This window comes from Brevibacillus gelatini, from assembly GCF_003710935.1.
Classification (GTDB): Bacteria; Bacillota; Bacilli; order Brevibacillales; family Brevibacillaceae; genus Brevibacillus; species Brevibacillus gelatini.
Map to the genome: position 1 here is coordinate 132,782 of NZ_RHHS01000032.1, position 20,094 is coordinate 152,875.

At 53.9% G+C, this 20,094-nt stretch carries 25 protein-coding genes; 16 read left to right on the plus strand and 9 right to left on the minus strand.

Annotation, left to right across the window (positions count from 1 at the left end; translation table 11 throughout):
* Nucleotides 1-88: 88 nt before the first annotated feature.
* Nucleotides 89-910 (minus strand): GNAT family N-acetyltransferase, encoded by an 822-nt coding sequence (locus EDM57_RS14115; RefSeq protein WP_122905371.1) that lies wholly within the window; start codon nucleotides 908-910, stop codon nucleotides 89-91.
* 140 nt (nucleotides 911-1,050) lie between these two features.
* Here EDM57_RS14115 and EDM57_RS14120 point away from each other — a divergent pair, with 140 nt between their 5' ends.
* Nucleotides 1,051-1,560, plus strand: coding sequence for a hypothetical protein (locus EDM57_RS14120; protein ID WP_122905372.1), 510 nt, complete (start codon nucleotides 1,051-1,053; stop codon nucleotides 1,558-1,560).
* Between the two features lie 81 nt (nucleotides 1,561-1,641).
* Here EDM57_RS14120 and EDM57_RS23360 read toward each other — a convergent pair whose 3' ends face one another.
* The gene (locus EDM57_RS23360) at nucleotides 1,642-1,779 is read right to left on the minus strand and encodes a hypothetical protein (RefSeq protein ID WP_170163448.1); all 138 of its coding nucleotides are present in this window, start codon (nucleotides 1,777-1,779) and stop codon (nucleotides 1,642-1,644) included.
* 1 nt (nucleotide 1,780) lies between these two features.
* A complete protein-coding gene (locus EDM57_RS14125) occupies nucleotides 1,781-3,028 on the minus strand; it encodes an MFS transporter (protein WP_122905373.1) in 1,248 nt (415 codons plus the stop codon).
* Between the two features lie 319 nt (nucleotides 3,029-3,347).
* On the opposite strand from EDM57_RS14125, the gene EDM57_RS14135 reads away from it, so the two are divergent.
* The 9 genes from EDM57_RS14135 (at nucleotide 3,348) to EDM57_RS14175 (ending at nucleotide 10,210) form a co-directional block, all read left to right on the plus strand.
* Complete coding sequence (locus EDM57_RS14135; RefSeq protein ID WP_122905374.1) at nucleotides 3,348-3,572, plus strand: hypothetical protein; 225 nt, start codon at nucleotides 3,348-3,350, stop codon at nucleotides 3,570-3,572.
* 160 nt (nucleotides 3,573-3,732) lie between these two features.
* Nucleotides 3,733-4,044 (plus strand): YtrH family sporulation protein, encoded by a 312-nt coding sequence (locus EDM57_RS14140; protein ID WP_063228142.1) that lies wholly within the window; start codon nucleotides 3,733-3,735, stop codon nucleotides 4,042-4,044.
* On the plus strand, nucleotides 4,044-4,586 hold the full coding sequence (locus tag EDM57_RS14145) for a sporulation membrane protein YtrI (RefSeq protein ID WP_246005812.1): 543 nt from the start codon (nucleotides 4,044-4,046) through the stop codon (nucleotides 4,584-4,586). Before EDM57_RS14140 ends, EDM57_RS14145 begins: the two co-directional genes overlap by 1 nt.
* Nucleotides 4,587-4,643: 57 nt before the next feature.
* The gene (locus tag EDM57_RS14150) at nucleotides 4,644-5,420 is read left to right on the plus strand and encodes a sporulation protein (RefSeq protein ID WP_122905376.1); all 777 of its coding nucleotides are present in this window, start codon (nucleotides 4,644-4,646) and stop codon (nucleotides 5,418-5,420) included.
* 220 nt (nucleotides 5,421-5,640) lie between these two features.
* Nucleotides 5,641-6,417 (plus strand): GTP-sensing pleiotropic transcriptional regulator CodY, encoded by a 777-nt coding sequence (gene codY / locus EDM57_RS14155; RefSeq protein ID WP_122905377.1) that lies wholly within the window; start codon nucleotides 5,641-5,643, stop codon nucleotides 6,415-6,417.
* A 52-nt stretch (nucleotides 6,418-6,469) separates the two neighbouring features.
* Complete coding sequence (locus EDM57_RS14160; protein ID WP_122905378.1) at nucleotides 6,470-6,658, plus strand: hypothetical protein; 189 nt, start codon at nucleotides 6,470-6,472, stop codon at nucleotides 6,656-6,658.
* An 83-nt stretch (nucleotides 6,659-6,741) separates the two neighbouring features.
* Nucleotides 6,742-7,608 carry a MurR/RpiR family transcriptional regulator gene (locus EDM57_RS14165; protein ID WP_122905379.1) on the plus strand — a complete coding sequence of 289 codons (867 nt, stop codon included), beginning with the start codon at nucleotides 6,742-6,744 and terminating at the stop codon, nucleotides 7,606-7,608.
* Between the two features lie 39 nt (nucleotides 7,609-7,647).
* Nucleotides 7,648-8,760 carry an o-succinylbenzoate synthase gene (gene menC, locus EDM57_RS14170; protein WP_122905380.1) on the plus strand — a complete coding sequence of 371 codons (1,113 nt, stop codon included), beginning with the start codon at nucleotides 7,648-7,650 and terminating at the stop codon, nucleotides 8,758-8,760.
* Nucleotides 8,761-8,947: 187 nt separating this feature from the next.
* Nucleotides 8,948-10,210, plus strand: coding sequence for an MFS transporter (locus tag EDM57_RS14175; protein WP_122905381.1), 1,263 nt, complete (start codon nucleotides 8,948-8,950; stop codon nucleotides 10,208-10,210).
* Here the strand turns inward: EDM57_RS14175 and EDM57_RS14180 are convergent.
* Nucleotides 10,181-10,957 (minus strand): SDR family NAD(P)-dependent oxidoreductase, encoded by a 777-nt coding sequence (locus tag EDM57_RS14180; protein WP_122905382.1) that lies wholly within the window; start codon nucleotides 10,955-10,957, stop codon nucleotides 10,181-10,183. The two genes, EDM57_RS14175 and EDM57_RS14180, sit on opposite strands and share 30 nt — an antisense overlap.
* Nucleotides 10,958-11,060: 103 nt before the next feature.
* On the opposite strand from EDM57_RS14180, the gene EDM57_RS14185 reads away from it, so the two are divergent.
* Nucleotides 11,061-11,288, plus strand: coding sequence for a DUF1540 domain-containing protein (locus EDM57_RS14185; RefSeq protein ID WP_122905383.1), 228 nt, complete (start codon nucleotides 11,061-11,063; stop codon nucleotides 11,286-11,288).
* 149 nt (nucleotides 11,289-11,437) lie between these two features.
* Here EDM57_RS14185 and EDM57_RS14190 read toward each other — a convergent pair whose 3' ends face one another.
* Nucleotides 11,438-12,028, minus strand: a complete 591-nt coding sequence (locus tag EDM57_RS14190) for a 5' nucleotidase, NT5C type (RefSeq protein WP_122905384.1) — start codon at nucleotides 12,026-12,028, stop codon at nucleotides 11,438-11,440.
* A gap of 96 nt (nucleotides 12,029-12,124) precedes the next feature.
* Between EDM57_RS14190 and EDM57_RS14195 the strand changes: the two genes are divergently transcribed.
* Nucleotides 12,125-12,724 (plus strand): DUF1700 domain-containing protein, encoded by a 600-nt coding sequence (locus EDM57_RS14195; protein ID WP_122905385.1) that lies wholly within the window; start codon nucleotides 12,125-12,127, stop codon nucleotides 12,722-12,724.
* Between the two features lie 69 nt (nucleotides 12,725-12,793).
* On the opposite strand, the gene EDM57_RS14200 is transcribed toward EDM57_RS14195, so the two are convergent.
* Nucleotides 12,794-13,327 carry a DUF84 family protein gene (locus tag EDM57_RS14200; protein WP_122905386.1) on the minus strand — a complete coding sequence of 178 codons (534 nt, stop codon included), beginning with the start codon at nucleotides 13,325-13,327 and terminating at the stop codon, nucleotides 12,794-12,796.
* 141 nt (nucleotides 13,328-13,468) lie between these two features.
* On the opposite strand from EDM57_RS14200, the gene dapF reads away from it, so the two are divergent.
* Complete coding sequence (gene dapF, locus EDM57_RS14205; protein WP_122905387.1) at nucleotides 13,469-14,329, plus strand: diaminopimelate epimerase; 861 nt, start codon at nucleotides 13,469-13,471, stop codon at nucleotides 14,327-14,329.
* A 103-nt stretch (nucleotides 14,330-14,432) separates the two neighbouring features.
* Here dapF and EDM57_RS14210 read toward each other — a convergent pair whose 3' ends face one another.
* Nucleotides 14,433-15,458, minus strand: coding sequence for a LysM peptidoglycan-binding domain-containing protein (locus EDM57_RS14210; protein WP_122905388.1), 1,026 nt, complete (start codon nucleotides 15,456-15,458; stop codon nucleotides 14,433-14,435).
* Between the two features lie 246 nt (nucleotides 15,459-15,704).
* Complete coding sequence (locus EDM57_RS23365; RefSeq protein ID WP_170163449.1) at nucleotides 15,705-15,851, minus strand: hypothetical protein; 147 nt, start codon at nucleotides 15,849-15,851, stop codon at nucleotides 15,705-15,707.
* Between the two features lie 280 nt (nucleotides 15,852-16,131).
* Here EDM57_RS23365 and EDM57_RS14215 point away from each other — a divergent pair, with 280 nt between their 5' ends.
* The 3 genes from EDM57_RS14215 to EDM57_RS14225 are packed head-to-tail and all read left to right on the plus strand — an operon-like array spanning nucleotide 16,132 to nucleotide 19,348.
* Nucleotides 16,132-17,301 carry a cysteine desulfurase family protein gene (locus EDM57_RS14215; RefSeq protein WP_122905389.1) on the plus strand — a complete coding sequence of 390 codons (1,170 nt, stop codon included), beginning with the start codon at nucleotides 16,132-16,134 and terminating at the stop codon, nucleotides 17,299-17,301.
* A gap of 30 nt (nucleotides 17,302-17,331) precedes the next feature.
* Nucleotides 17,332-18,531, plus strand: a complete 1,200-nt coding sequence (gene thiI, locus EDM57_RS14220; RefSeq protein WP_122905390.1) for a tRNA uracil 4-sulfurtransferase ThiI — start codon at nucleotides 17,332-17,334, stop codon at nucleotides 18,529-18,531.
* Nucleotides 18,532-18,571: 40 nt separating this feature from the next.
* Nucleotides 18,572-19,348, plus strand: a complete 777-nt coding sequence (locus EDM57_RS14225) for a fumarylacetoacetate hydrolase family protein (protein WP_122905391.1) — start codon at nucleotides 18,572-18,574, stop codon at nucleotides 19,346-19,348.
* A gap of 113 nt (nucleotides 19,349-19,461) precedes the next feature.
* Here EDM57_RS14225 and EDM57_RS14230 read toward each other — a convergent pair whose 3' ends face one another.
* On the minus strand, nucleotides 19,462-19,737 hold the full coding sequence (locus EDM57_RS14230; protein WP_122905392.1) for a hypothetical protein: 276 nt from the start codon (nucleotides 19,735-19,737) through the stop codon (nucleotides 19,462-19,464).
* Nucleotides 19,738-20,094 lie beyond the last annotated feature (357 nt).

The following is a 20,094-nucleotide window of genomic DNA, read 5'->3' on the forward strand; positions in this document are numbered from 1 at the left end:
CGAGAGGAAGGGGAGGGTACGCCCAAGCCTGAATGACACGCCAAAAAGGGCGGGTTTGCCTGAAACCCACCCTGCCCCGACGTTCCACTTACCCAAGCACCGCAGACAGCGGCTTCTTCTCCAGCACGTACCGGACAACCGCTTCATCGCGGACGATGTCTGTGACGATGTAGCCTTTGGCGAAGCAGCTGGTGAACAGCTCGCCGGTTTGCTTGCGCCAGGCCAAGGCGATATTCATGTCCGCCTGCTTCACCTGCTGGAAAAAGGCCGGGACTGGCAGCAGCAGGACAGGCGCTTCCTGCGCAGTGTCAGCAGCGATGGGAGCCGGGATGCCGTCGACGATTTCATAGCGCAAAATTTCCGGGGCATGGTCGTAAGCACAGCGCGGTGCGCCTTCCGCCTGGCGTGCTTCCACACGGCGGCTGTCGATGAACCATTCGACGAGAAAGCGGTCGGTCGGCAAGCCGCGGTTGAGGTCGTCGTCGAGGTCGCCGTAGCAGTTGGGCAAGTACGTGCGGACAATTCCACCGAGCTTGACAATGTTCAGGACGCCGTTCACCGTTTCCAGCGGGTCGTAGGTCCAGGTGATTTTGGAGTGGCCGAGCGCTTTGGCCTCTTCCTTTTGCAGCCATTTCATTTTGACGCCGAGCCCTTGCTTGCGATACTCGGGCAAAAAGCCCAGCATGTGGGAGCAGAGGTGCATCTCGCCGTCGGTATAGCCGGGAAAGCTGTACAAAAAGCCGATCATCTCGTCCCCGTCAAACGCCCCGAGGAACAGTCCGCCAAATTTGTGGATCGTCAGCGTCATGTGGTACGGAATGGCTGAGGACGGACTCCATATTTTTCCTTCCAACGCTTCCAGTTGCTCGATTTCGCTCGTCTCCGTCAGTTTTCGCAAGGTGATTGCCATTTGTTTGTCCTCCTGCCCAGTTTTTCGTTTTTACTTGATTCGAACAAAGGGAGGCATATTCCTGCCTGGGCAACGGTTGCATCCCCGATCAGCCTCACAGATAATAGGAGTGGCTGACCACATGAGGGGAGGTGGCGCTTTTGAACGCGATTGTTTTGTACACAAAACGCCAAGGTCAGGCGACGTCTTACGAATTTAACTTCTTCGACAACCAGTTCGCCACGGAAAATCTGGCTGTGCGCAAAGTGCTGATGTCCATGCTGGAGTCCGTGCGCGAACGGCTGACGGATGTGGAAGTGGAGTACAACGACAGCATGCTGGCGGAAAAGCTGGGAGCGAGGCGCGCGGCAGAGACGTTGCGTTTTCTTGGGGCAACCAAGGAAAACAGCAAGGAAAACCGCAGCAACGGCATCGTCGTCAGCCGCTCGTTTCAAGCGCCGCTCACTTCTGAGCGCTATGCGTACTTTTACGAGCTGACCGACATTGCCACGCTGTCGCACTACCGCTTGAAGGAAGGCAGCGAGGATCGGATCGTCTTTTACTTCACGCGCTATTTGCAGTTGATCGCCCCTGACGAGCAGGCCAGCCGGGCCTTTTTGCAAAAGCTCGACGATTTTTCCTTGCCGTACAAGCTTGTGCCGATCAACTGAACGGAAAAAGCCATTTCCGCCGCTTCAGGGAAATGGCTTTTTCTCATGCATCGGCGTGCGGCGATAAACCACAGCCGATTGTCAGGTCGCAGGGCGGTTCGGCCCTTCCAGTTTTTTGTCCCCGTAGCCGGGGGCGTTGTTTTGCACAGACTGCGGCTGGCGGCTGCGGTCAGCTTCCCGCAATTGCCCGGCTTGCTCCTGCTTGTTTTGCCTGCTCATGCTAGGTGGCACCTTCCTTTCTTCCTGTTTTCGGTTCGGGAGCCTGCTCTGGATTTTTGTAGCGCGGCATCGCGTAAATCGCGAACAAGCCGAGCAGCGCAGCCAGCAAAAGCGTAATGATCCCGTAGCTGATCCACGGGCTGCGGCTGCCGACTCCCCCGAGTTTCTCCACCATGGCCCCGCCGATGCTCGTCCCAAGGGCCGTGCCGATGCCGGATACGAAGTTGGAGAAGCCAAAGTAGGCTCCGAGCCATTCTTCCTTGGCAAAATGGGTGACGAGCGAGTCCTGGACAGGCATGAACAGCATTTCGCCGACGATAAACACGACAGCTGCGGCACTGAGCGTAACGAATTGATTGGCCCAGCCCATCGCGGTCAGGCCTGCGCCGAGCAAGGTCGTTCCGGCGGCGAGTGCCACATACGGGTTGATGCGCGACAGGACAAACCGCGAGACGAAGCCTTGCAGCAGGACGACAGTGATTGAGTTGATCGTCCAGACGAGACCGATGAGCGTCGCAGAATGCAGCACGTGCTCGCCGCGCAAAGGCAAGACCATCGCAAATTGCGCATACAACGCCCAAATCAAGAGGGTAATGCCGGAAAACAGCAGAAAGCTGCGGTGCTTCAAAATATGCCGGTATTCCGAGATCGGCGTGTGGCGGCAGTCTGGGCCGATACAGCGATCATCCGGCAAGGCAAAAAACGTGAGCACGGCGAGCAAGCCAAATACAGCGGCTGCGATCATAAACGGCTGCTGACCGATAGACGTCATCCACGTGATGACCAGCCCCGCTACGATGATGCCGCTATGCGCGAGAATGCCCCGCCACGAAAAGGCGGCGGTACGCTTTGCTTCCTCGACCTCATCTGCGATCATCGCCTTGATCGTAGGCGCCAACAGTCCTAGCCCCAGCCCGTTCACGGAGGAAAAGAGCAGAAACATGCCGTATCGCGTGCTGTAGTGATAGCCGAGCATGGCCACTCCCTGCAGCAGTGCGCCAAGGGCGATGATCGCGCGGCGGCCCCAGCGATCCGACATCGGCCCGCCGATCAGACTGCCAATCTGGTAGGCAATGCTGCCCGCTCCCAGGATGAAGCCGACCTGGGCGAGATGCAGCAGCCGTACTTTTTGCAGGAACACCGGAAAGACCGGAATGACCAGATACGAGGCCAGGTGCATGAAAAAGACGAGCAAGAGCAGGATCAGATAAGGCTTGTTGCGCCAGAGAGCTCCACTTGAGGCTGTCATAACCGCCTCCTTCAATTACGGTATCGTCTCTTCTAGTATGAGTGAATGAGGTTTGTCTCTATGCAACAAAATGGGCGAGCATACAAATGTGCGCGACAGGCAGGCATATGTCCAATCCAACCCTTTCCCCGCTACATATACCTATAGAGAAAGGTACCATGGGCGGTATGCCAGGTGCGACGGTTCGAGGCCAGCGTGAAGGGGGGATCTGTCATGAAAGGCTTCGGCTTTTTCAACCAGGATGGCTTTGAAACGGTGATCTGGATTATCGTTATCATCTTTCTCCTCTCCATATTCTTTGACGAAGGGATAGATTGAGATGAGCGCATATCGGCCGGTTCGCCGCCTGAACAATCACTATCGCTCGAATCAGGGCTTTAAAGCCTGGATCAAGGCCAACGAGCAATGGTTCAAGGAAAATCCGGAAGTGTTCAAACAGGTAATGAGCAACCCCAACATGGTCAACCTGTTTATGGATCTCATGGTGATGAACTCGCCGCGCATTCAGAGACGTCTGCGCAGGCAGGGCAAAAACAAGACATGAGCGCATGCGGCATGCTATGAACAAAGGCATGCCATCTTTTTTTGAACAAGCAGGCGGTCATCCTTTCGCGCAGGCCTGACAGCGGCTTTTCAAGCATAAAAGCCAGACAAGCCGCGTAGGGATAAGCATAGGCAGCGCGGTCGAGAGGGTGGGGAACTGCATGGCACAAGTCATTTTGACGTTTTTTGTGGCCTACGGCATTGTCGTGGGGGGAGCTTTGTGCGGTGGCTTGGGAGCCTTTTTGACGGAAAAGCCCCCGTTGTTTTCGATGGTCCAACTGGCGGACCAGTTGAAAATCTGGGGCCTGGTCGGTGCTTTGGGCGGCACCTTTGACTCATTTTTGCAGATTGAAAAAATATTAATGGGCAATTTCTCGCCGGTGTTCAAGCAACTCGTCATGATCGTCGTCGCCTTTTTGGGCGCTCACATCGGAACGATCTGCGTGCATTGGCTCGTGCAGGTGCGCTCATGATGGTCGTCCAGTGGAAACGCTATCTCGCTCTTCTGCTCATCGGCTGCCTGTTGGGCGGAACGGCGGTTCTTTTTGTGTACGGGCGCGAGATGGAGCAGATGATGCTGGTCCGCAAAAGCCTGGAGCTGCAAAATAAAAAGCTTTATGAGGAAAATCAGGAGCTGAAACAAAACCAGCGCGTGTATCGCAAAAAGCAGGATCAGGTCATCGAGGAAGTCCGCGCCTTTGTCATGCCTGTGGAACAGAAGCAGCCGCTGCACGGAACAATCATCGTGCAGGTGGTCGACTTGATTGAAAAAGATTTCGCCTCGCTCAAGGGCAAAAAAGCAGAGCAGGTCGCTGAGGTTCACCAGATGCTGCACGAAATGCTGCGCCGCCGGGAATATGTTTTGTCTGACCGGACGATGGTAGAGGTGCGGATCAAGACGGTGGTGATCGCGCGGACGCTGAAAGTGTTTGTGACGGCAGAGGTTATTTCAGATGACGTCTGGCAAAAGGTTGCGCGAAACTTTCTTTTTCTTCCCCCGTATATTTCTACATAGAAATCTGAACGCAGGTCTGTTGCTGGATCTGGGGGAACGCAAAGGAGAGGCGAGTACATGTCCATGTTCAAAAAGTTGCTGGCCAGTGTCGGAATCGGAGCGGCCAAAGTCGATGCCCGTTTGGAGCAGGAGTCTCTGGTTCCGGGAGATCTCGTAAAAGGCGAGGTGCACATCACCGGGGGAGACGTGGCACAGGAAATTGACGAAATCTATATGTACGTGGTCACACACTACGAACGCGAAGTGAACGACAACAAGGTGAAGGAAGAGTGCACACTGGTCAAGTACCGTCTGACCGAGCGCGTGCAATTGCAGCCGAAGGAGGAAAAGGTACTGTCTTTTGCGTTCCAGCTTCCTTATGAAACGCCGTTGACCATGGGACGTCAGCCCGTTTACTTGCGGACGGGATTGGACATCAAAAACGCGATTGATCCGGGCGACTCCGACTTTATCGAAGTGCGTCCGCATCCGTTGATGGCAAAAGTATTGGAAGCGGTTCAATCGCTCGGCTTCCAGCTGTACAAGGTAGACTGTGAGTACAACCGCTACCTGGGCCGGACGTATCCGTTTGTGCAGGAATTTGAATTCCGTCCGACAGGGGCATATCGCAGCCGTCTGGAGGAGCTGGAGATTGTCTTTTACTTGCGCGAAGGCGAACTGGAAGTGCTCCTGGAGCTTGACAAGCGCGCGCGTGGCTTCCTGGGTGTCTTGGAAGAAGCATTTGACCTGGATGAACGCTATGTCCGCTTCCGGCTGTACGATGCCGACCTGAAAAGGCCGACTTCCGCGATCGCGGATGCCATCGAGAAACTCATCAAGCAGCAACTGCGCTAGTCGGGCTTTGCCTGTGAATGAAAAAGAAGGCTGTCTGGGAAACGAACCAGGCAGTCTTTTCTTGTGGATGGGCAAGGCTGATGATTAGTCGTTTGCGCCAACGATGGTCAACAGAACGAACATTCCCTGAGTTGTCTTTCCAATTTTATGATTTGCATGTATAGGGCTGGATTTTTCTGACAATACTGTGAGCATGAAGAACTCCAAGGAGGATATTATTATGAACTTGTTAGAAAAAACCAGGAAAATTAATGTGATGCTGCAAAAGACAATGGGGGGCAGCGGAGTAGGCTTTCAGGATCTCGCCAAGTTGCTGTCTGAGGTCATCTCAGCGAATGTTTACATCATTACGGCGGATGGAACGATTCTCGGCAGCGGCTTGAACCAGGAAATTGCGCTGAACGAGGAAGGGCAGTCTTCCACCCAACTGCAAAGCAGTGTACACCAAAAGCTGCTGGAAGTGACGCAGACGCTGGCAAACGAGCCAATCGACAGTCCGTACAGCTTCGTGCCAAAAGAACTGGCAGGGTTGTTCCCGCAAATGATGACGACGATCGTGCCGATCAATGCAGGAGGAAGCCGTCTGGGTACACTCGTCCTGCTGCGGGCGTATGGTGAGTTTGAAACCGAGGATCTGATTCTCGGCGAAATCGGCGCGACTGTGATCGGGATGAAAATCGTTCGGCAGCGCACCGAGCAGATTGAAAATGAAGTACGGGACAAGACGTTTGCGAAAATTGCGCTGTCCTCCCTGTCCTACAGTGAACAGATTGCCATCGAAAAAATCATGGAGCAGCTCGATGCGCGCGAAGGCTTGCTTGTCGCAAGTCAACTGGCGGACCAGGCCGGCTTGACTCGTTCCGTCATCGTCAACGCGCTGCGCAAGCTGGCCAGCGCAGGTGTGCTGGAATCCCGTTCGCTCGGCATGAAAGGTACATATATCAAGGTGCTCAACGACAAGTTTCCATCCGAATTGGCGAAGTGGAAAACATCGTAATGCGATGGGCAAAAAGTCAAAAGGCTCTCTCGGCAACCGGGAGGGCCTTTGCTTGTGTGTGCAAGTGGCGATTTCTTTATCGCTCAACAAGTACATTCTCGTTGGACAAAAATTCATGAATGAATCATTGATTCGTGCTTTTTTTGCCGATATAATTTGCAAAAAGGATAAACTTCAAAAAAATCAAAATGTAAAGTATGAACTTCAACATGCAGTGCAATGGGCACCGCCATCGAGTTGAGCATGGGCGTAAAAAACAGGCTGCCTGCACGGCCTGCCGCTCTGCCCCCGATCCTACCATAGTTGACAAGGAAGTAGAAAGCGATGGAACACGTACAGGAGCGTATTCGCAAGCATTTTCCGACACTGACCGCCCGGCAGAAGCTGGCCGCCAAATTCATTCTCGCTGAACCACAAATCGTAGCCCAAAAGCCCGCAAAGGTAGTGGCAGCGCTGAGCGGGACGAGTGAAACGACAGTCATTCGCCTCTCTTACGCGCTTGGTTACTCCGGGTACAGCGAATTGCAAAATGAAGTTCGCAGCTCCCTGCTCGAACGCGTGCAAAAAGCAGATGCGATCAGCAGTCTGCGGGCGGTGGCGGAAAATATTCGCGGACAGGACGATCTGATCCGCTTCAACATGGAACAGGATATCGCCTACATCCGGCAAACGCTGGGCGGGCTGCAAAAGGAACAGCTTCAACAAGCCATCACGCGCATTATGTCCGCCAGCCATATCCTCGTCGTCGGCTTCCGCAGCTCCTACGCCCCGGCCCACTGGCTCGCTTTTGCGCTCAACTTGGTAAAAGGAAACGTGCATCTGTACAAAGGCCCTGTAGATGATGCGAACTATTTGCTGACCAGGATCGATGCGGGCTGGCTCGTCATTGCGCTCTCTTTTCCCCGCTACGTCAATGAAACGATTTTGTTCACCAAGGCAGCGAAGGAGCGAGGCGCTGTCGTTTTGGGAATCACGGACGACGAATTGTCTCCGGTCGGCACGATTGCCGATCAGGTTTTGAAAGTGTACGCGCCTGCGCCAACCGCCCTGAAAGGAATGACCGCGATTTTTTCCATGCTGAACCTTCTCGTCAACGGCGTGGTCCAGTCTGACGGCAAGCAGGTGCAGGAGCGGCTGCGCCATTACGAGAACACGAGCCGCCAAATCTATCCGTTTGCGGGAGAAACCTGACCGACAGGTGAAACATCAATACAGAAGGGATGAAGAGCATTGAAAATCGAGCGCATTGAGCTTAAGCAACTGCACATACCGCTTCGCTTCCGTTTTGAAACAAGCTTTGGCTACACGCTGGTCAAGGAGCTGATTCTCGTTAGCGTCTACGGAGAAGGGGAGGTCGGCTACGCCGAGAGCGTGGCAATGCCGGACCCTTACTATAATGAAGAAACGACCGAAACCGTATGGCACATGATGGAGCGCTTCCTCGTTCCAAAGCTGTTTGCCAACCCGATTGAGACGCCGGAAGATGTAGATCGGCTGTTTGCCCCCGTCCGCCGCAACAACATGGCGAAGGCGGCATTGGAAGGGGCCATCTGGGATTTGTACTGCAAGCAAAAAGGGCTGTCGCTGGCAAAGGCGCTGGGCGGAACCAAATCGGTGATTGATGTCGGCATCAGCATCGGGATTGAACCGACAGTCGATCAGGTGCTGGCAAAAGTCGAGCGGCACCTTGCGGAAGGCTACAAAAAAATCAAGGTAAAAATCAAGCCAGGGTTTGATGTGGAGCTGATTCGCGCGATCCGCAAACAATTTGGCAACGATGTGCCGTTGATGGCAGACGCGAACTCGGCCTACACGCTGGAGCACATCGACGTGATGAAGGAGCTGGATCAATACGGACTGATGATGATCGAGCAGCCGCTGGCGCATGACGACATCATCGATCACGCCAAGCTGCAGCGCGAGCTTTCCACGCCGATTTGCCTGGACGAAAGCATTCACAGCGTGGAGGATGCGCGAAAAGCAATCGAGCTTGGCAGTTGCGGCATCATCAATATTAAAATCGGCCGTGTCGGCGGGCTGACCGAGTCGAAGCGGATTCACGATTTTTGCCAGTCGCAGAACATTCCGGTCTGGTGCGGAGGCATGCTTGAATCCGGGGTCGGCCGCGCGCACAATGTCGCCATTACCAGCCTGCCAAACTTCACGATACCGGGCGATACAGCGGCATCCAGCCGTTATTGGGAGGAAGATATTGTGGAGGGCGGCATCGAGCTGATCGCTCCAGGTCAACTGGCAGTCCCGGATGGTCCGGGAATCGGCTACGCCCTGAATACACGGGCGATTGGCAACTACGTGCTTCGCTCGGTGAATTTTCGGCCGTAGCCTGCCCGGTTTTCACGATTTTTCCCGGACATTGGATCGAAAAAACGCGCTCCTGCAAGCATGTCGCTCGCTTGCCAGGGGCGCGTTTTTCAATCCGGCTGCCGACTCATTTACTAAATATAATTATTGAAAAAGTATAATATCATGGATACAATAAGTGGAAAAGGCAAAAGAGGAAGATGCAGGGATGAAAGAGCTATGGAGACAGCAGCCCTTTCGCATGTACTGGCTCGGCATGTTTTTGTCGGGACTCGGCGATCAGTTTGGCTGGATGGGGCTTACCTGGTTTGTCATGAAAAAAACAGGCTCGTCAGCCGCGATGGGGGGCGTCGTGCTCGCGTACATGCTGCCTGCTGTGTTTGCGGGTCTGGTGGCAGGAGTTTTGCTGGACCGATTTGATCGCCGAAAGCTGATTGTGCTGGACAATGTAGCGCGCGGCCTGATTTTTCTTGCACTGGTGACTTTGCTGCAGGTCGACCATGTTCCGCTTTTTTGGGTTTACGTGTTGATTGTGATGGCAGGCACGCTTTCTCCGCTCAGTACGGCGGGTGCCCAGACGCTGCTGCCAAGGCTGGTGGCTGACAAAGGACATCTCATCAAGGCGAACGGCCTCATGGAAAGCCAGTGGCAGATCCATTACATGTTCGGTCCGGCGCTGGCCGGGGTATTGATCGGGCTGATTGGCGAAGCAAACGTGCTGTTGATTGATGCCCTAAGCTTCTTTGCCTGCGCACTCTGTTTTTGGCGCTTGCCAAAAGAAAGGACGAAAAGCGCCCTTCCGGAATCGGCGGCGCAACCCGCGCAGATCGGCCAGTTTTTGCACTCGCTCTTTACGGACATGAAGACGGGATACCGCTATTTGTTCGGAAAAAAGCAAATGGTGGCGCTCGTGCTGTTCACCTTTTTGTTCAATATGTCATACGGGCCAATTGAGGTCGCGCTGCCGCTGTATGCCAACCAGGAGTTGCCGGGAGGTTCGGTTGCGCTGGGGATGCTCTGGTCGTCGCTTGCGGTCGGGGCGCTGCTCGGGTCTTTGTTTTTCTCGACGATTTCCTGGCGGATACCTCTGGGGGTGACATTGGCGGGCATTATCGTTTTGTGGGGAATGACGACCATGCCGCTTGCGCTCTTTTCGCGGCTGGAGGTGGCGATGATCGCGATGGCGTTGGCCGGCTTCAGCTTTTCGCCCTATAACATCATGTACAGAAGCTACCTGCAAAGAGAAGTCCCGGATGCTTTGCTGGGAAGGGTGATGACGAGCATCCGGACGATTACAGGTACGGGCATGCCGGCTGGCGCGGCAGTCTCGGGGGTGCTGATCCCTGCACTGGGCGTACAGGGACTGTTCGGGGCAGCGGCGGCTGTTTGCATCGTGTGTGGGCTTGCGGCCTTCCGGGTGCTGCGCGATCTGGACAAACCGTCACTTGCGGTTGAGGAGCGGGGCGACTAGCTTTTTGAGGCGCGCAGGCAACAGACCGTAGAGCACGGACAGCATTTTCAGGCGATAGGGCATCGCCACTTCGGAACGGTTGGATTGGACGGCTTTGTAAATGTGGCGGGCCGTTTCGTCTGCGGTGAGCAAATAACGAGCGACCTTGCTGCGATACGCTCCGGTCCTGTCTGCCTTTTCCAAAAAAGGAGTGTCGATCGGTCCGGGCATGGCGCAGGTGACGCGAACGCCGCTTCCGGCAAGCTCGTGCTGCAAACCTTCGCTAAAGCGGATCACCGCCGCTTTGCTCGCCGCGTAGACGGATGCCTTGGCGGTCGCGACCTGTCCGGCGAGCGAGGCGATATTGACGATGTGCCCTGAGCCGTGGTCGAGCATCATCGGCAAAAAGGCGCGGGTGGTGTACATCACGCCGGCAATGTTCGTGCGCAACGTTTCCTCCAGCTCGTCAATGTCCATGCCGATGAGCGTCTCGAACACGGCAATGCCCGCATTGTTGTAGAGGATGTCACATCGGCCGAAGCGGACGTGCACCCAGGCAGCAAAGCGGCGGACGTCCTCGTTGTTTCCGACATTGACGGTATAGGAAAAAAAGCGGTTTGGATCAGGGGCAAAAACTGTGGACTCGTGGGTGACGGGCTTGCGTGTTGCGGCGATGACGAGGTCGCCTTTTTCCAGATGCAGCCGGGTCAACGCCTGACCGAGACCGCCGGAAGCCCCGGTAATGACGACCACACGGGGAGCGTGCATAAGACCATCCTCTTTTCTATGGGAATTGTTGGCAGCTGTTTGTGTTTCATAAGTATAAGCCCCAGACGAATGGTGAAGGATAGCGTCTAGGAGGTGAAAACTTATGCCACAAGTAAAATGCAGCGTAGCAAACTGTGAGTATTGGGCGCAAGGCAATCTTTGCAGCGCCGACGAAATCATGGTAGAGATCGACTCGCATGCCAGCGCAAACAAAATGAAGGAAGAGTTTGCCGGCGAGTATGGGCAAAACACAGGCCACCAGGATCATGCGAGCAAGTCGTCCGAAACCTGTTGCCAGACGTTCAAGCCGAAAACGTCTGAGAAGAAGTAACTGCCCCGATCTGTTTGCGGACAGGGCGTTTTTTTGCCTGCTGTCTGATGCGGACAATTGCAGGGCCTTCTCGTGCGCTTTGGCACGCAAAAAGACGTATCCCGCGATGGAGATACGTCTTTTTGCTAGGCATAACCAGGGGGCTGCTGTTACACAAGGGCTTGTCCAAACGTAAGCGCCTTGAGCTTCCGGTCGACTTCCTCCCAGGAGCTCACGCGGTGTACCAGCTCGGGGAGCCGGGCCTGGTTGTATGGCGTATCGAATAAAAAGACGGGAATTTGCAACGCTTCGGACAATTGCAAGGCATTTTCCAGCCGATCCTCCAAAAACAGGTCCACGCCCCATTTCCGTGCAGCTTCCAGCTTGTCGTGGGAGCCGAGCAAATCCACTTCATGGTACGGGATTTGGTAACGGGCAAACCAGTTCAGCGTCACGTCATGATGCCGCGCTTCCCTGGCGCTGATGTAGATCAGCTTGTGCGCAGGATACCACTTGCGCAGCACCTGGTCGGCAATTCCGTGCACAGGTGCTTCGTTGTACAGGCGCTCCCCGTTCTGGTCGAGCCACTGCTCAAATTCCGCCTCTGTAATCTGATATACGTTGGCCAAATTGTAATCGTAACAGTCTTCATATCGTAAATCTCTTCCAAAGCTCTCGTTCATCATTGGCACAATACTGCTGGGTGACGTCACTGTACCGTCAATATCAATGCCAATGGTTAGGATTTTCTCTGGTTTCATCCTCTCGCCTCCAGTTTAAATTGTACACCGCAGGCAGACAATAAGGCTACTTCCTTCACTAACAAAACCTTTGCCAAAAAAGGGGCTGAGCATGGTATGTTGGATCGACGTGAACGCATGAATGCGAAGCGGAAGGAAGATACCGGCTTTTCCGAGACCGTAGACCAGCACGACAGGGAGTTTACGGTGGAAACCTGGACCCAGGCTGCCTTCGACGAACACGAGGGACGCTCCAGGCGAGGGATTCACTACGACCCCCACTCTTTGACAGAGCGCTACTCAGGCGAGCTGGAGGACAGAGTGGAAAACGGCAGGGGGGAGAAAGATTTTTCCGAGCGCCTGGATGGAGAGGTTCTGACACAGGAGGACCGTGCGCCGGCCGCTTCTGTACGAGACGATGACATCGAGGCAGCATCGGAAATCGCCGAACCGATCCCTGCACGTCGTTCTGGGCGTGAGGTCAACGATGACGACGACAGTCGGGAAAGCGGAGCCAGCGGGATTGGCATAACAGGTCTGGGGCTATCGATCCTGTCCCTGTTCCTCATGCCGTATTTCATGGCCCCTATCGGGATGGTGCTTGGCTATCTGGCGTATCGCCGGGGCTCGCGAACACTGGGCGCCTGGGCGATGATCGTGGGTGCGCTCGCCATTTTGGGAGCGCTGGTGATTTACCCGTACTACACGGCCCGCTAAGCAGCATCAGACCGCAAAAAACCTCTCCGGGCATAGAACAGTCCGGAGAGGTTTTTGCCTTTGCCCGCTTTAGTTTGTGTACAAGCGGGATAAAAACGGAGTGGTTGCCGCAATGACCGCCTCGCAAAAAACGTCCGCCCTGTTGACACGTCCGCCCGTCAAAAAGGCGTACGCCCCGCCGCGGTGGTTGCTTCCGGTCGTCTGACCCCATTCGTCGATGACGACATTCAGTTCGATGCCTTCTGCCATAATGCGTTCTGCTGCCTGTCTGGGGAGCGGAAAAGCCAGTCCTTTTCCCAGATACAGTTCGCTTCCATTCCAGGCTGCGCAGACGGAGATCAAATACCATTGCTGGGTAAATTCCCGATCATACATAAGGCCGCCTTCCAGTCCAAGCCCGATGTCCGCGTGGGGTGCGGAGGCCAGTGCCGCTTTTGCCCGGTTAATCGCTCCGGTAATCGTCTCTTCCTCGCTCATCGGTTGGCCAGACACGCCTGATGGGACGGATAGACAGATGGGGTCTGTTCCCGTCGCTTTTTGTACCGCCAGCCGTTTTGCTTCGTTTTGGGTGCCGAGCGCATAGCGTAATGGTGCGTGATTCATCTGGATCGTTTTCTCCTCTTCTGTCAGGATTGCTCAATCGCTACTGGTAAGTATACCACTTCCCCAAACAGGGAGCTGTTGTGTTAAGATAAGTCCATATAAGAACGAGTCAGAAATTACAGAGAAAACGGGGAGTGGCAGATGAATTTTACCAAATTGCATGGCTTGGGCAACGACTATGTGTACGTCAACTGTTTTGAAGAAAAGTTGACCGGGGTGGACCTTCCGGAGCTGGCAAGACGGGTCAGCGACCGCAACTTCGGCATCGGCGGCGATGGGCTGATTTTGATTTTGCCATCGGAGCGCGCTGATTTTCGCATGCGTGTGTTCAACAACGACGGAAGCGAGGCGAAAAACTGTGGCAACGGCTTGCGCTGCGTGAGCAAATACGTCTACGACCACGGCTTGACCCGGCAGACGACGTTTACCGTTGAGACGCTCGGCGGGATCATGAAGCCGGTTGTCTCGCTCGGGGCAGACGGAAAAGTCGAGCAGGTGACAATCGACATGGGCGAACCGCGCTTTGAGCGGGCGGCGATTCCGATGACAGGCATCCCGGAGGAGCAGGCGCGTGAGGAAGTGCTGGAAGTGGACGGGGCTGTGTTTACGATGACGGCCGTTTCCATGGGCAACCCGCATGCGATCATTTTCGTCGAGGAAGTCCGGGACGAGGACGTGCGCAAATACGGCCCGCAGATCGAGTTTCACGAATGGTTCCCGGAGCGCACCAACGTCGAATTTATCCAAATATTGAATCGGGAAGAAATTTTGTTCCGCGTCTGGGAGCGTGGATCGGGTGTGACGCTCGCATGTGGCACAGGTGCTTGTGCAGCGGCAGTGGCAGCAGCGCTCGCGGGCAAAGTCGACAGAAAGGTAACAGTGCATCTGGCTGGAGGAGACCTTTTTATCGATTGGCGGGAGGAAGACAATCGCGTCTACATGACAGGGCCTGCTACCGAAGTGTTTGCAGGGAAGTATCTGGGAGAAATCCCGTATAAATAAGTAAGCGCCAGTCCTCTTGGGGGAGAGCACGTAAAAAAGCCGTTTCGGTCGCATCAGCCGAAACGGCTTTTCATATTTTTAATAGGCTTGGCACAGCCAGGTTCTATTTTCCTGCCGCGATTCGGATGGCGGCCTGATGGTTCGTGTCGACCTGGTTGTCATTGTGGCGCAAGCTGCCGGGGAAGTGAATATCGAAATGCCCGTCAAAATCGTTATTGGCAATGTACTCGATGCTGTGCGGCATGGACGACATTGAAGCGGCGAGGCGTCTGCCATTTACCTCGACGATAACAGGACGGACGCTCCAGGAAAAGTTGCCTCCCCAAATGCTCTTGATCGCAGCGCTGTCAGCGGCAGTCAGCGGCTCGGTGTCCGAGTGGGAAGCGCCGATCGTCCGTTTGACCATGAAGTTTTTTCCGGTGGCAAAATCGGTCACTTTCGCAGTTGCGTTGATCGGGAACAGGTACTGGACAGCTTCGAACCAGTCGAGATACTCTCCGTATTTGGCGCCAGCCGTCGCTGTTTGCGGGATGTGGTGAACGGGAACGGTGACGATCTGGCCGATTTGCAAATAGTCCGATTCAGACAGCTTGTTGGCTTGCAAAAACTCGGTCAAAGGGATGCCGTGGGCAATGGAGATCGTCCAGGGTGTATCCCCCTTGACAACCTGATAGCGCGTATTTTCGACCCAAGGCTTGTCCTGCGCAGATTTGTCCTGCTCGGGTTTTGGCTCAGGCGCTGGCGTTTCCGCTGCCTGTTCCTCCGTTGGGATTAGCAGTTTTTGCCCGATGAGAATTTCCATTGTTTGCAGGTTGTTCGTATTCACAATAGTTTGAATGCTTACGCCGTGATTGGCCGCAATTTTCCACAGGACATCGCCGCGTTTCACCGTATAGACGATAGAGCGGGGAGGTATGTACAGCTTTTGTCCAACCAGAATCATGTCTGACGTCAATTGATTCGCCAACTTGAGCTGCTCGACGGTAATCTGGTGTTTGTAGGCGATATTGCCGAGCGTATCACCAGGCACAACCTGAATCGTTTGGGCAAAAGCCGATGTGACAGGGAGCAAGCCAGCAACCAGTGCAGTCTGCAGGGCGAGACGTTTCCAGCGTGTTGTTTTGAACATGAAAGTCTCCTCAGATGCCGTAGCGTGATATGTGACGTGGTTCATTTCAATTGTACGCAGTCGGCAGGTCCGCTTTCATCCGGTAAATCTATCCTCCATTGGTCGGCACTCCCACTGGACGCGAAAATGGCATCCTTTTGCCTCGAACGCCATGCGCAAACAGTGCTTTTGGACATAAAAATAGCGCGGTTGCCGCAACAAAGTTGTGCCAGCACCCACGCTATTAAAAGCAAATTAAGCGAAAAGTCACCCGTTGTACACCTCATTTAAATATGCGACGTCATTGCGGTTGAATTGAGGAGTGGTCTTGTTGATTTTGGCCAGTTCCGCCTTCAACCTTTTCAATTCGGCTTCCATCTTGCTGATTTTTTCCTGCATGGCTTGTGTTGTCATGGCTGTTCTCTCCTTGTTCCTTGTGATTATATTTTTTCTAAATTTATTGACAATTCTAACGAAAGGCTGTGGTGTTGTAAATAGCCCAATTTTGGATGTAAGCGCTTTAGTTGTGAAAAGTGTGTGAACGCTCGATCGGATTTTTGGGAAGCTGCTGTTTGCACGGCCAAATGTGGGAAAATAACAGGAGAAGTACACTCGACAGTATGTTCTTGACGGGCAGTCATGTTATGATGAAGGGTAGACTTAGGGCAGTGCGCCCTCGGGAAGGTGTGGACTGGTGATTTACTTAGACAACAGTGCGACAACCCGGCCTCATCCGGAGGTCGTGGAGACTGTGAGACGGGCAATGGAGGACTATTACGGAAATCCGTCCTCGCTGCACCAAAAAGGGGTAGAGGCGGAAAAACTGCTGAAGCAGGCGCGAAAGGTTGCCGCGCAATACCTTGGCTGCAAAGAGGGGGAGATCATTTTTACCTCCGGAGGCACGGAAAGCAATAATACGGCAATCAAAGGCATTGCCTTTCAATATCAAAACAGAGGGAAGCATATCATTACGACGCAGGTGGAGCATCCGGCTGTCTACGATGTGTGCAAGCAGCTCGAAGGCTTCGGGTTTACTGTGACCTACCTGCCCGTGGACCGGGAAGGGCGCGTATCTGTGGAAGATGTAAAGCGTGCACTCCGGCCGGATACGATTCTCGTTTCCGTCATGCACGTCAACAATGAGCTGGGGACGATCCAGCCTGTTGCGGAAATCGGACAGTGGCTGAAACAGTTTCCAAAGGTGCTGTTCCACGTGGATGCCGTGCAAGGGATCGGCAAAGTGCCGCTGCGGCTGCAAAACTCCGGGATTGACCTGCTGAGCGTCTCGGCGCACAAGTTTTACGGTCCGCGGGGAGCAGGCATTTTGTACAAGCGCGAGGGACTGATTATTCACCCGCTGATGATGGGCGGCGGTCAGGAAGGCGGGATTCGTTCAGGGACGGAAAATCTTCCGGCGATCGCTGGTTTGGCCAAAGCGATCCGGATCGTAGAAGAACTCGGCCAGGCGGAAGTCGACCGGCTGCGTGACTTGCACAAGCAGCTTCGCGAAGGCATCGAGCGAATCGAAGGCTGTATCGTCAACACGCCCGAAGCTGGCGCAGCACCACATATCATGAATCTGTCTGTGCCAGGCGTGAAGGCGGAAGTGCTGCTGCACGCTTTGGAAGAGCGAGGCTTTCTCGTCTCCACCAAGTCGGCCTGCTCCTCCAAGGTGAACGAGCCGAGCCGCGTGCTTACGGCAGCGGGGATTGAGCGTGATTGCGCGCTGTCGTCGCTGCGCATCAGTCTGGGTCGGGAAAATACGAGTGAGGATATTGCTCAATTTTTGACCGCGCTGGAAACGTGTGTGGGCGCCTTGCGCTCGCTTCTCAAGCCGCAGTCTGTTCCAGATCGCCGAAAATAGCGTAAAACGAAACGGTTAAAGGAGATAATTATGAACTACGATGTAATTTTGATTCGTTATGGCGAACTTGCCCTCAAAGGCAAAAACCGCGATCAATTTGAAGATGCGCTGGCCAGAAGCGTGAAAAGCGTGCTGCGTTCCTTTTTCAAGGTAAAGGTGAGACGCAACTACGGACGGATGTACGTCGAGCTTCACGGAGAAGATGCTTACGCCGTCATGGACCGCTTGAAACGCGTTTTTGGGATTTCTTCCATCAGCCCAACCATTCAGGTTGAGCCGGATATGGATACGATCAAGGAAAAGGCGCTTGAGCTGATCCGCCAGTTGACCCCGGAGCCACGCACGTTTCGCGTCGTAACGCGCCGCGCCGACAAACGTTTTCCGATTCCTTCGATGGAAGTCAACCGCATCGTCGGCACGCACATTTTGCGGGCACTTCCTGCGATCAAGGTGGACGTGCATGAGCCGGAAACAGTTGTCAATCTGGAGATTCGCGCAGAAGGAACGTACATCAGCTGCGAAACGATTCCGGGACCAGGCGGCCTGCCGGTTGGCGTGAGCGGAAAAGTGCTTTTGCTTTTGTCAGGCGGAATCGATAGCCCTGTCGCCGGCTGGATGATGATGAAGCGCGGGGTTACGCTCGAAGCGATTCATTTCCACAGCTATCCGTTTACCAGTGAACGCGCCCTGCAAAAAGTGCGCGATCTTGCGCAAAAGCTGACCAAATGGGGCGGGACGATTCGTCTGCACGTCGTACCTTTCACCGAGATTCAGACGGCTATCCGCGAAAAGTGTCCGGAAGATTATTTGATTACGATCATGCGCCGCTTTATGATGCGGATCTCTGAGCGTGTAGCGGAAAATACGAAAGCAAAGGCTTTGGCGACTGGCGAAAGTTTGGGACAGGTTGCTTCGCAAACGTTGGAGAGCATGGATACAATCAACAAGGTGATTTCGATTCCGATTTTGCGTCCGCTGATCGGGATGGACAAAGTCGACATTACCGATCTCGCGCGCAAAATCGACACGTATGAGCTGTCCATTTTGCCGTACGAAGATTGCTGCACCGTATTTACGCCGAAAAATCCTGTGACAAGACCAAAGCCGTATCTCGCTGCCAGGTTTGAAGAAGCGCTGGATGTGGAAGCGCTTGTCGAGGATGCGGTAGCACGCACCGTCATCGAAGAGATTACGACCAAGCCAAAAGAAACGACAACCGATCTGTTTTAAAGTTTTGTATAGAGAAAACGCATGACAGGGGAGAAGAGTCATGATTATCCGCTATGAGCGTAATGGCAAGGTAAAGCATGGGTGGATGGTAGAAGAGGATCACAAGGTGCGGGTGATCGAAGGGGATATTTATAAAGTCCAAACAGCCAAACCGATCATGACGGGACTGGAGCTGCCGCTGGACGAGATCAGCCTGAAAGCGCCATGCGATCCGAGCAAAGTCGTGTGCATTGGCTTGAACTATCGGGACCACGCCGCCGAGATGGGGATAGAGTTGCCGAAAGAGCCGCTGATGTTCTTGAAGCCGTCCACTACTGTTGTAGGTCCGGGCGAGCCGATTGTTTATCCCAAGCTGACCGAAAACCTTCATTATGAAGGCGAACTGGCGATTGTCATCAAAAAGGAAGCGAAAAGGGTAAAGGCTTCTGAAGCGGACCACTACATCCTTGGCTTTACGTGCGCGATTGACGTAACCGCTCGCGATTTGCAAATGAGCGATGGGCAATGGACGCGGGCTAAAGGCTTTGACACGTTTTGCCCGCTGGGACCAGCGATCGCTCCGAAGCTGGATTATGCGAATCTGCGCATCGTGACACGAGTAAACGGAGAAGTGCGTCAGGATGCCAGCACAGAGCAGTTGATCTTTACCATTCCGCAGCTAGTGGAGGCGGTATCCGCAGTCATGACTCTTCGGCCTGGCGATGTGATTTTGACTGGAACACCGTCTGGCGTGGGCGAGTTGAAGATCGGAGACGAAATCTCTGTCACGATTGAAGGGATTGGAACGTTGACGACACATGTAGTTGGCGAGGAATAGTTGCCAGGGCAGCCCCCTTTTTTTTGAAGGGGGCTTGGCTTTTTCTCCTGACTTTTTTAGGAGATGCGAAAAAAAGTGTTTTCCGGCTGTGCGCGGTGGCAAGGGAGGCGCATTTATTCTTTTTCGTTCGGGTCATCGTGTATCGGATGAGCCGACGGGTCCTGGCGCGGCAAGTCCTGATGCATTTGGCGTGTTTCATAAGTAAAGCGAGTCGTCGTGGAATGTTGTCCAGGCTCCCAGCCAGTGGCTTTTCCCAATCGCGTTTCATTGGTGGAGGCACCGTATGGACCTTCCGGGAATTCCTCCTGAAGAATTTCGTTGCGCTGTGATTCAACTGTTGATAACTCACTGTATTGTTCGTCTTGGTCATAGGTTGGTTTTGGAGCCATCGTAGCACCGCCTTTTCGTAGTAAGGTAAGGGGAACAAGACAAGCAAGGGCGTTTTTGCAGGAGTTGCATGCATAGTGTGAAATAAAAAGGGAAGCACTATTCGCTTTTTGTTGACTAACTGTTTGCGTTTCGTTATACTTAAATTCCGCTTTATAAAATTCATCTGTAGTGAAAAGTTTGCATAAAAAGTGAAAGAAAGTCTTGACTCAATACAGGTGATTTTGTTATATTAATACTTGTCGCTGCTGAGTACAGCAAAATGGTTGAAAAAACCTCTTGCAAAACGAAGTGCGATGTGGTAATATTGAAAAGTCGCCTTTGGGCGATTGGTTGATGAAAATGCTCTTTGAAAACTG

What these genes read in the sequence shown, in the direction of transcription:
- EDM57_RS14200 (WP_122905386.1), bottom strand. Translation starts at nt 13,327, where the DNA reads ATGAATCACGCACCATTACGCTATGCGCTCGGCACCCAAAACGAAGCA.
- EDM57_RS14185 (WP_122905383.1), top strand. Translation starts at nt 11,061, where the DNA reads ATGCCACAAGTAAAATGCAGCGTAGCAAACTGTGAGTATTGGGCGCAA.
- EDM57_RS14195 (WP_122905385.1), top strand. Translation starts at nt 12,125, where the DNA reads ATGTTGGATCGACGTGAACGCATGAATGCGAAGCGGAAGGAAGATACC.
- EDM57_RS14180 (WP_122905382.1), bottom strand. Translation starts at nt 10,957, where the DNA reads ATGCACGCTCCCCGTGTGGTCGTCATTACCGGGGCTTCCGGCGGTCTC.
- EDM57_RS14125 (WP_122905373.1), bottom strand. Translation starts at nt 3,028, where the DNA reads ATGACAGCCTCAAGTGGAGCTCTCTGGCGCAACAAGCCTTATCTGATC.
- dapF (WP_122905387.1), top strand. Translation starts at nt 13,469, where the DNA reads ATGAATTTTACCAAATTGCATGGCTTGGGCAACGACTATGTGTACGTC.
- EDM57_RS14145 (WP_246005812.1), top strand. Translation starts at nt 4,044, where the DNA reads ATGGTCGTCCAGTGGAAACGCTATCTCGCTCTTCTGCTCATCGGCTGC.
- EDM57_RS14230 (WP_122905392.1), bottom strand. Translation starts at nt 19,737, where the DNA reads ATGGCTCCAAAACCAACCTATGACCAAGACGAACAATACAGTGAGTTA.
- EDM57_RS14190 (WP_122905384.1), bottom strand. Translation starts at nt 12,028, where the DNA reads ATGAAACCAGAGAAAATCCTAACCATTGGCATTGATATTGACGGTACA.
- EDM57_RS14150 (WP_122905376.1), top strand. Translation starts at nt 4,644, where the DNA reads ATGTCCATGTTCAAAAAGTTGCTGGCCAGTGTCGGAATCGGAGCGGCC.
- EDM57_RS14140 (WP_063228142.1), top strand. Translation starts at nt 3,733, where the DNA reads ATGGCACAAGTCATTTTGACGTTTTTTGTGGCCTACGGCATTGTCGTG.
- EDM57_RS14135 (WP_122905374.1), top strand. Translation starts at nt 3,348, where the DNA reads ATGAGCGCATATCGGCCGGTTCGCCGCCTGAACAATCACTATCGCTCG.
- EDM57_RS14175 (WP_122905381.1), top strand. Translation starts at nt 8,948, where the DNA reads ATGAAAGAGCTATGGAGACAGCAGCCCTTTCGCATGTACTGGCTCGGC.
- EDM57_RS14225 (WP_122905391.1), top strand. Translation starts at nt 18,572, where the DNA reads ATGATTATCCGCTATGAGCGTAATGGCAAGGTAAAGCATGGGTGGATG.
- EDM57_RS23365 (WP_170163449.1), bottom strand. Translation starts at nt 15,851, where the DNA reads ATGACAACACAAGCCATGCAGGAAAAAATCAGCAAGATGGAAGCCGAA.
- EDM57_RS14115 (WP_122905371.1), bottom strand. Translation starts at nt 910, where the DNA reads ATGGCAATCACCTTGCGAAAACTGACGGAGACGAGCGAAATCGAGCAA.
- codY (WP_122905377.1), top strand. Translation starts at nt 5,641, where the DNA reads ATGAACTTGTTAGAAAAAACCAGGAAAATTAATGTGATGCTGCAAAAG.
- EDM57_RS23360 (WP_170163448.1), bottom strand. Translation starts at nt 1,779, where the DNA reads ATGAGCAGGCAAAACAAGCAGGAGCAAGCCGGGCAATTGCGGGAAGCT.
- thiI (WP_122905390.1), top strand. Translation starts at nt 17,332, where the DNA reads ATGAACTACGATGTAATTTTGATTCGTTATGGCGAACTTGCCCTCAAA.
- EDM57_RS14210 (WP_122905388.1), bottom strand. Translation starts at nt 15,458, where the DNA reads ATGTTCAAAACAACACGCTGGAAACGTCTCGCCCTGCAGACTGCACTG.
- EDM57_RS14165 (WP_122905379.1), top strand. Translation starts at nt 6,742, where the DNA reads ATGGAACACGTACAGGAGCGTATTCGCAAGCATTTTCCGACACTGACC.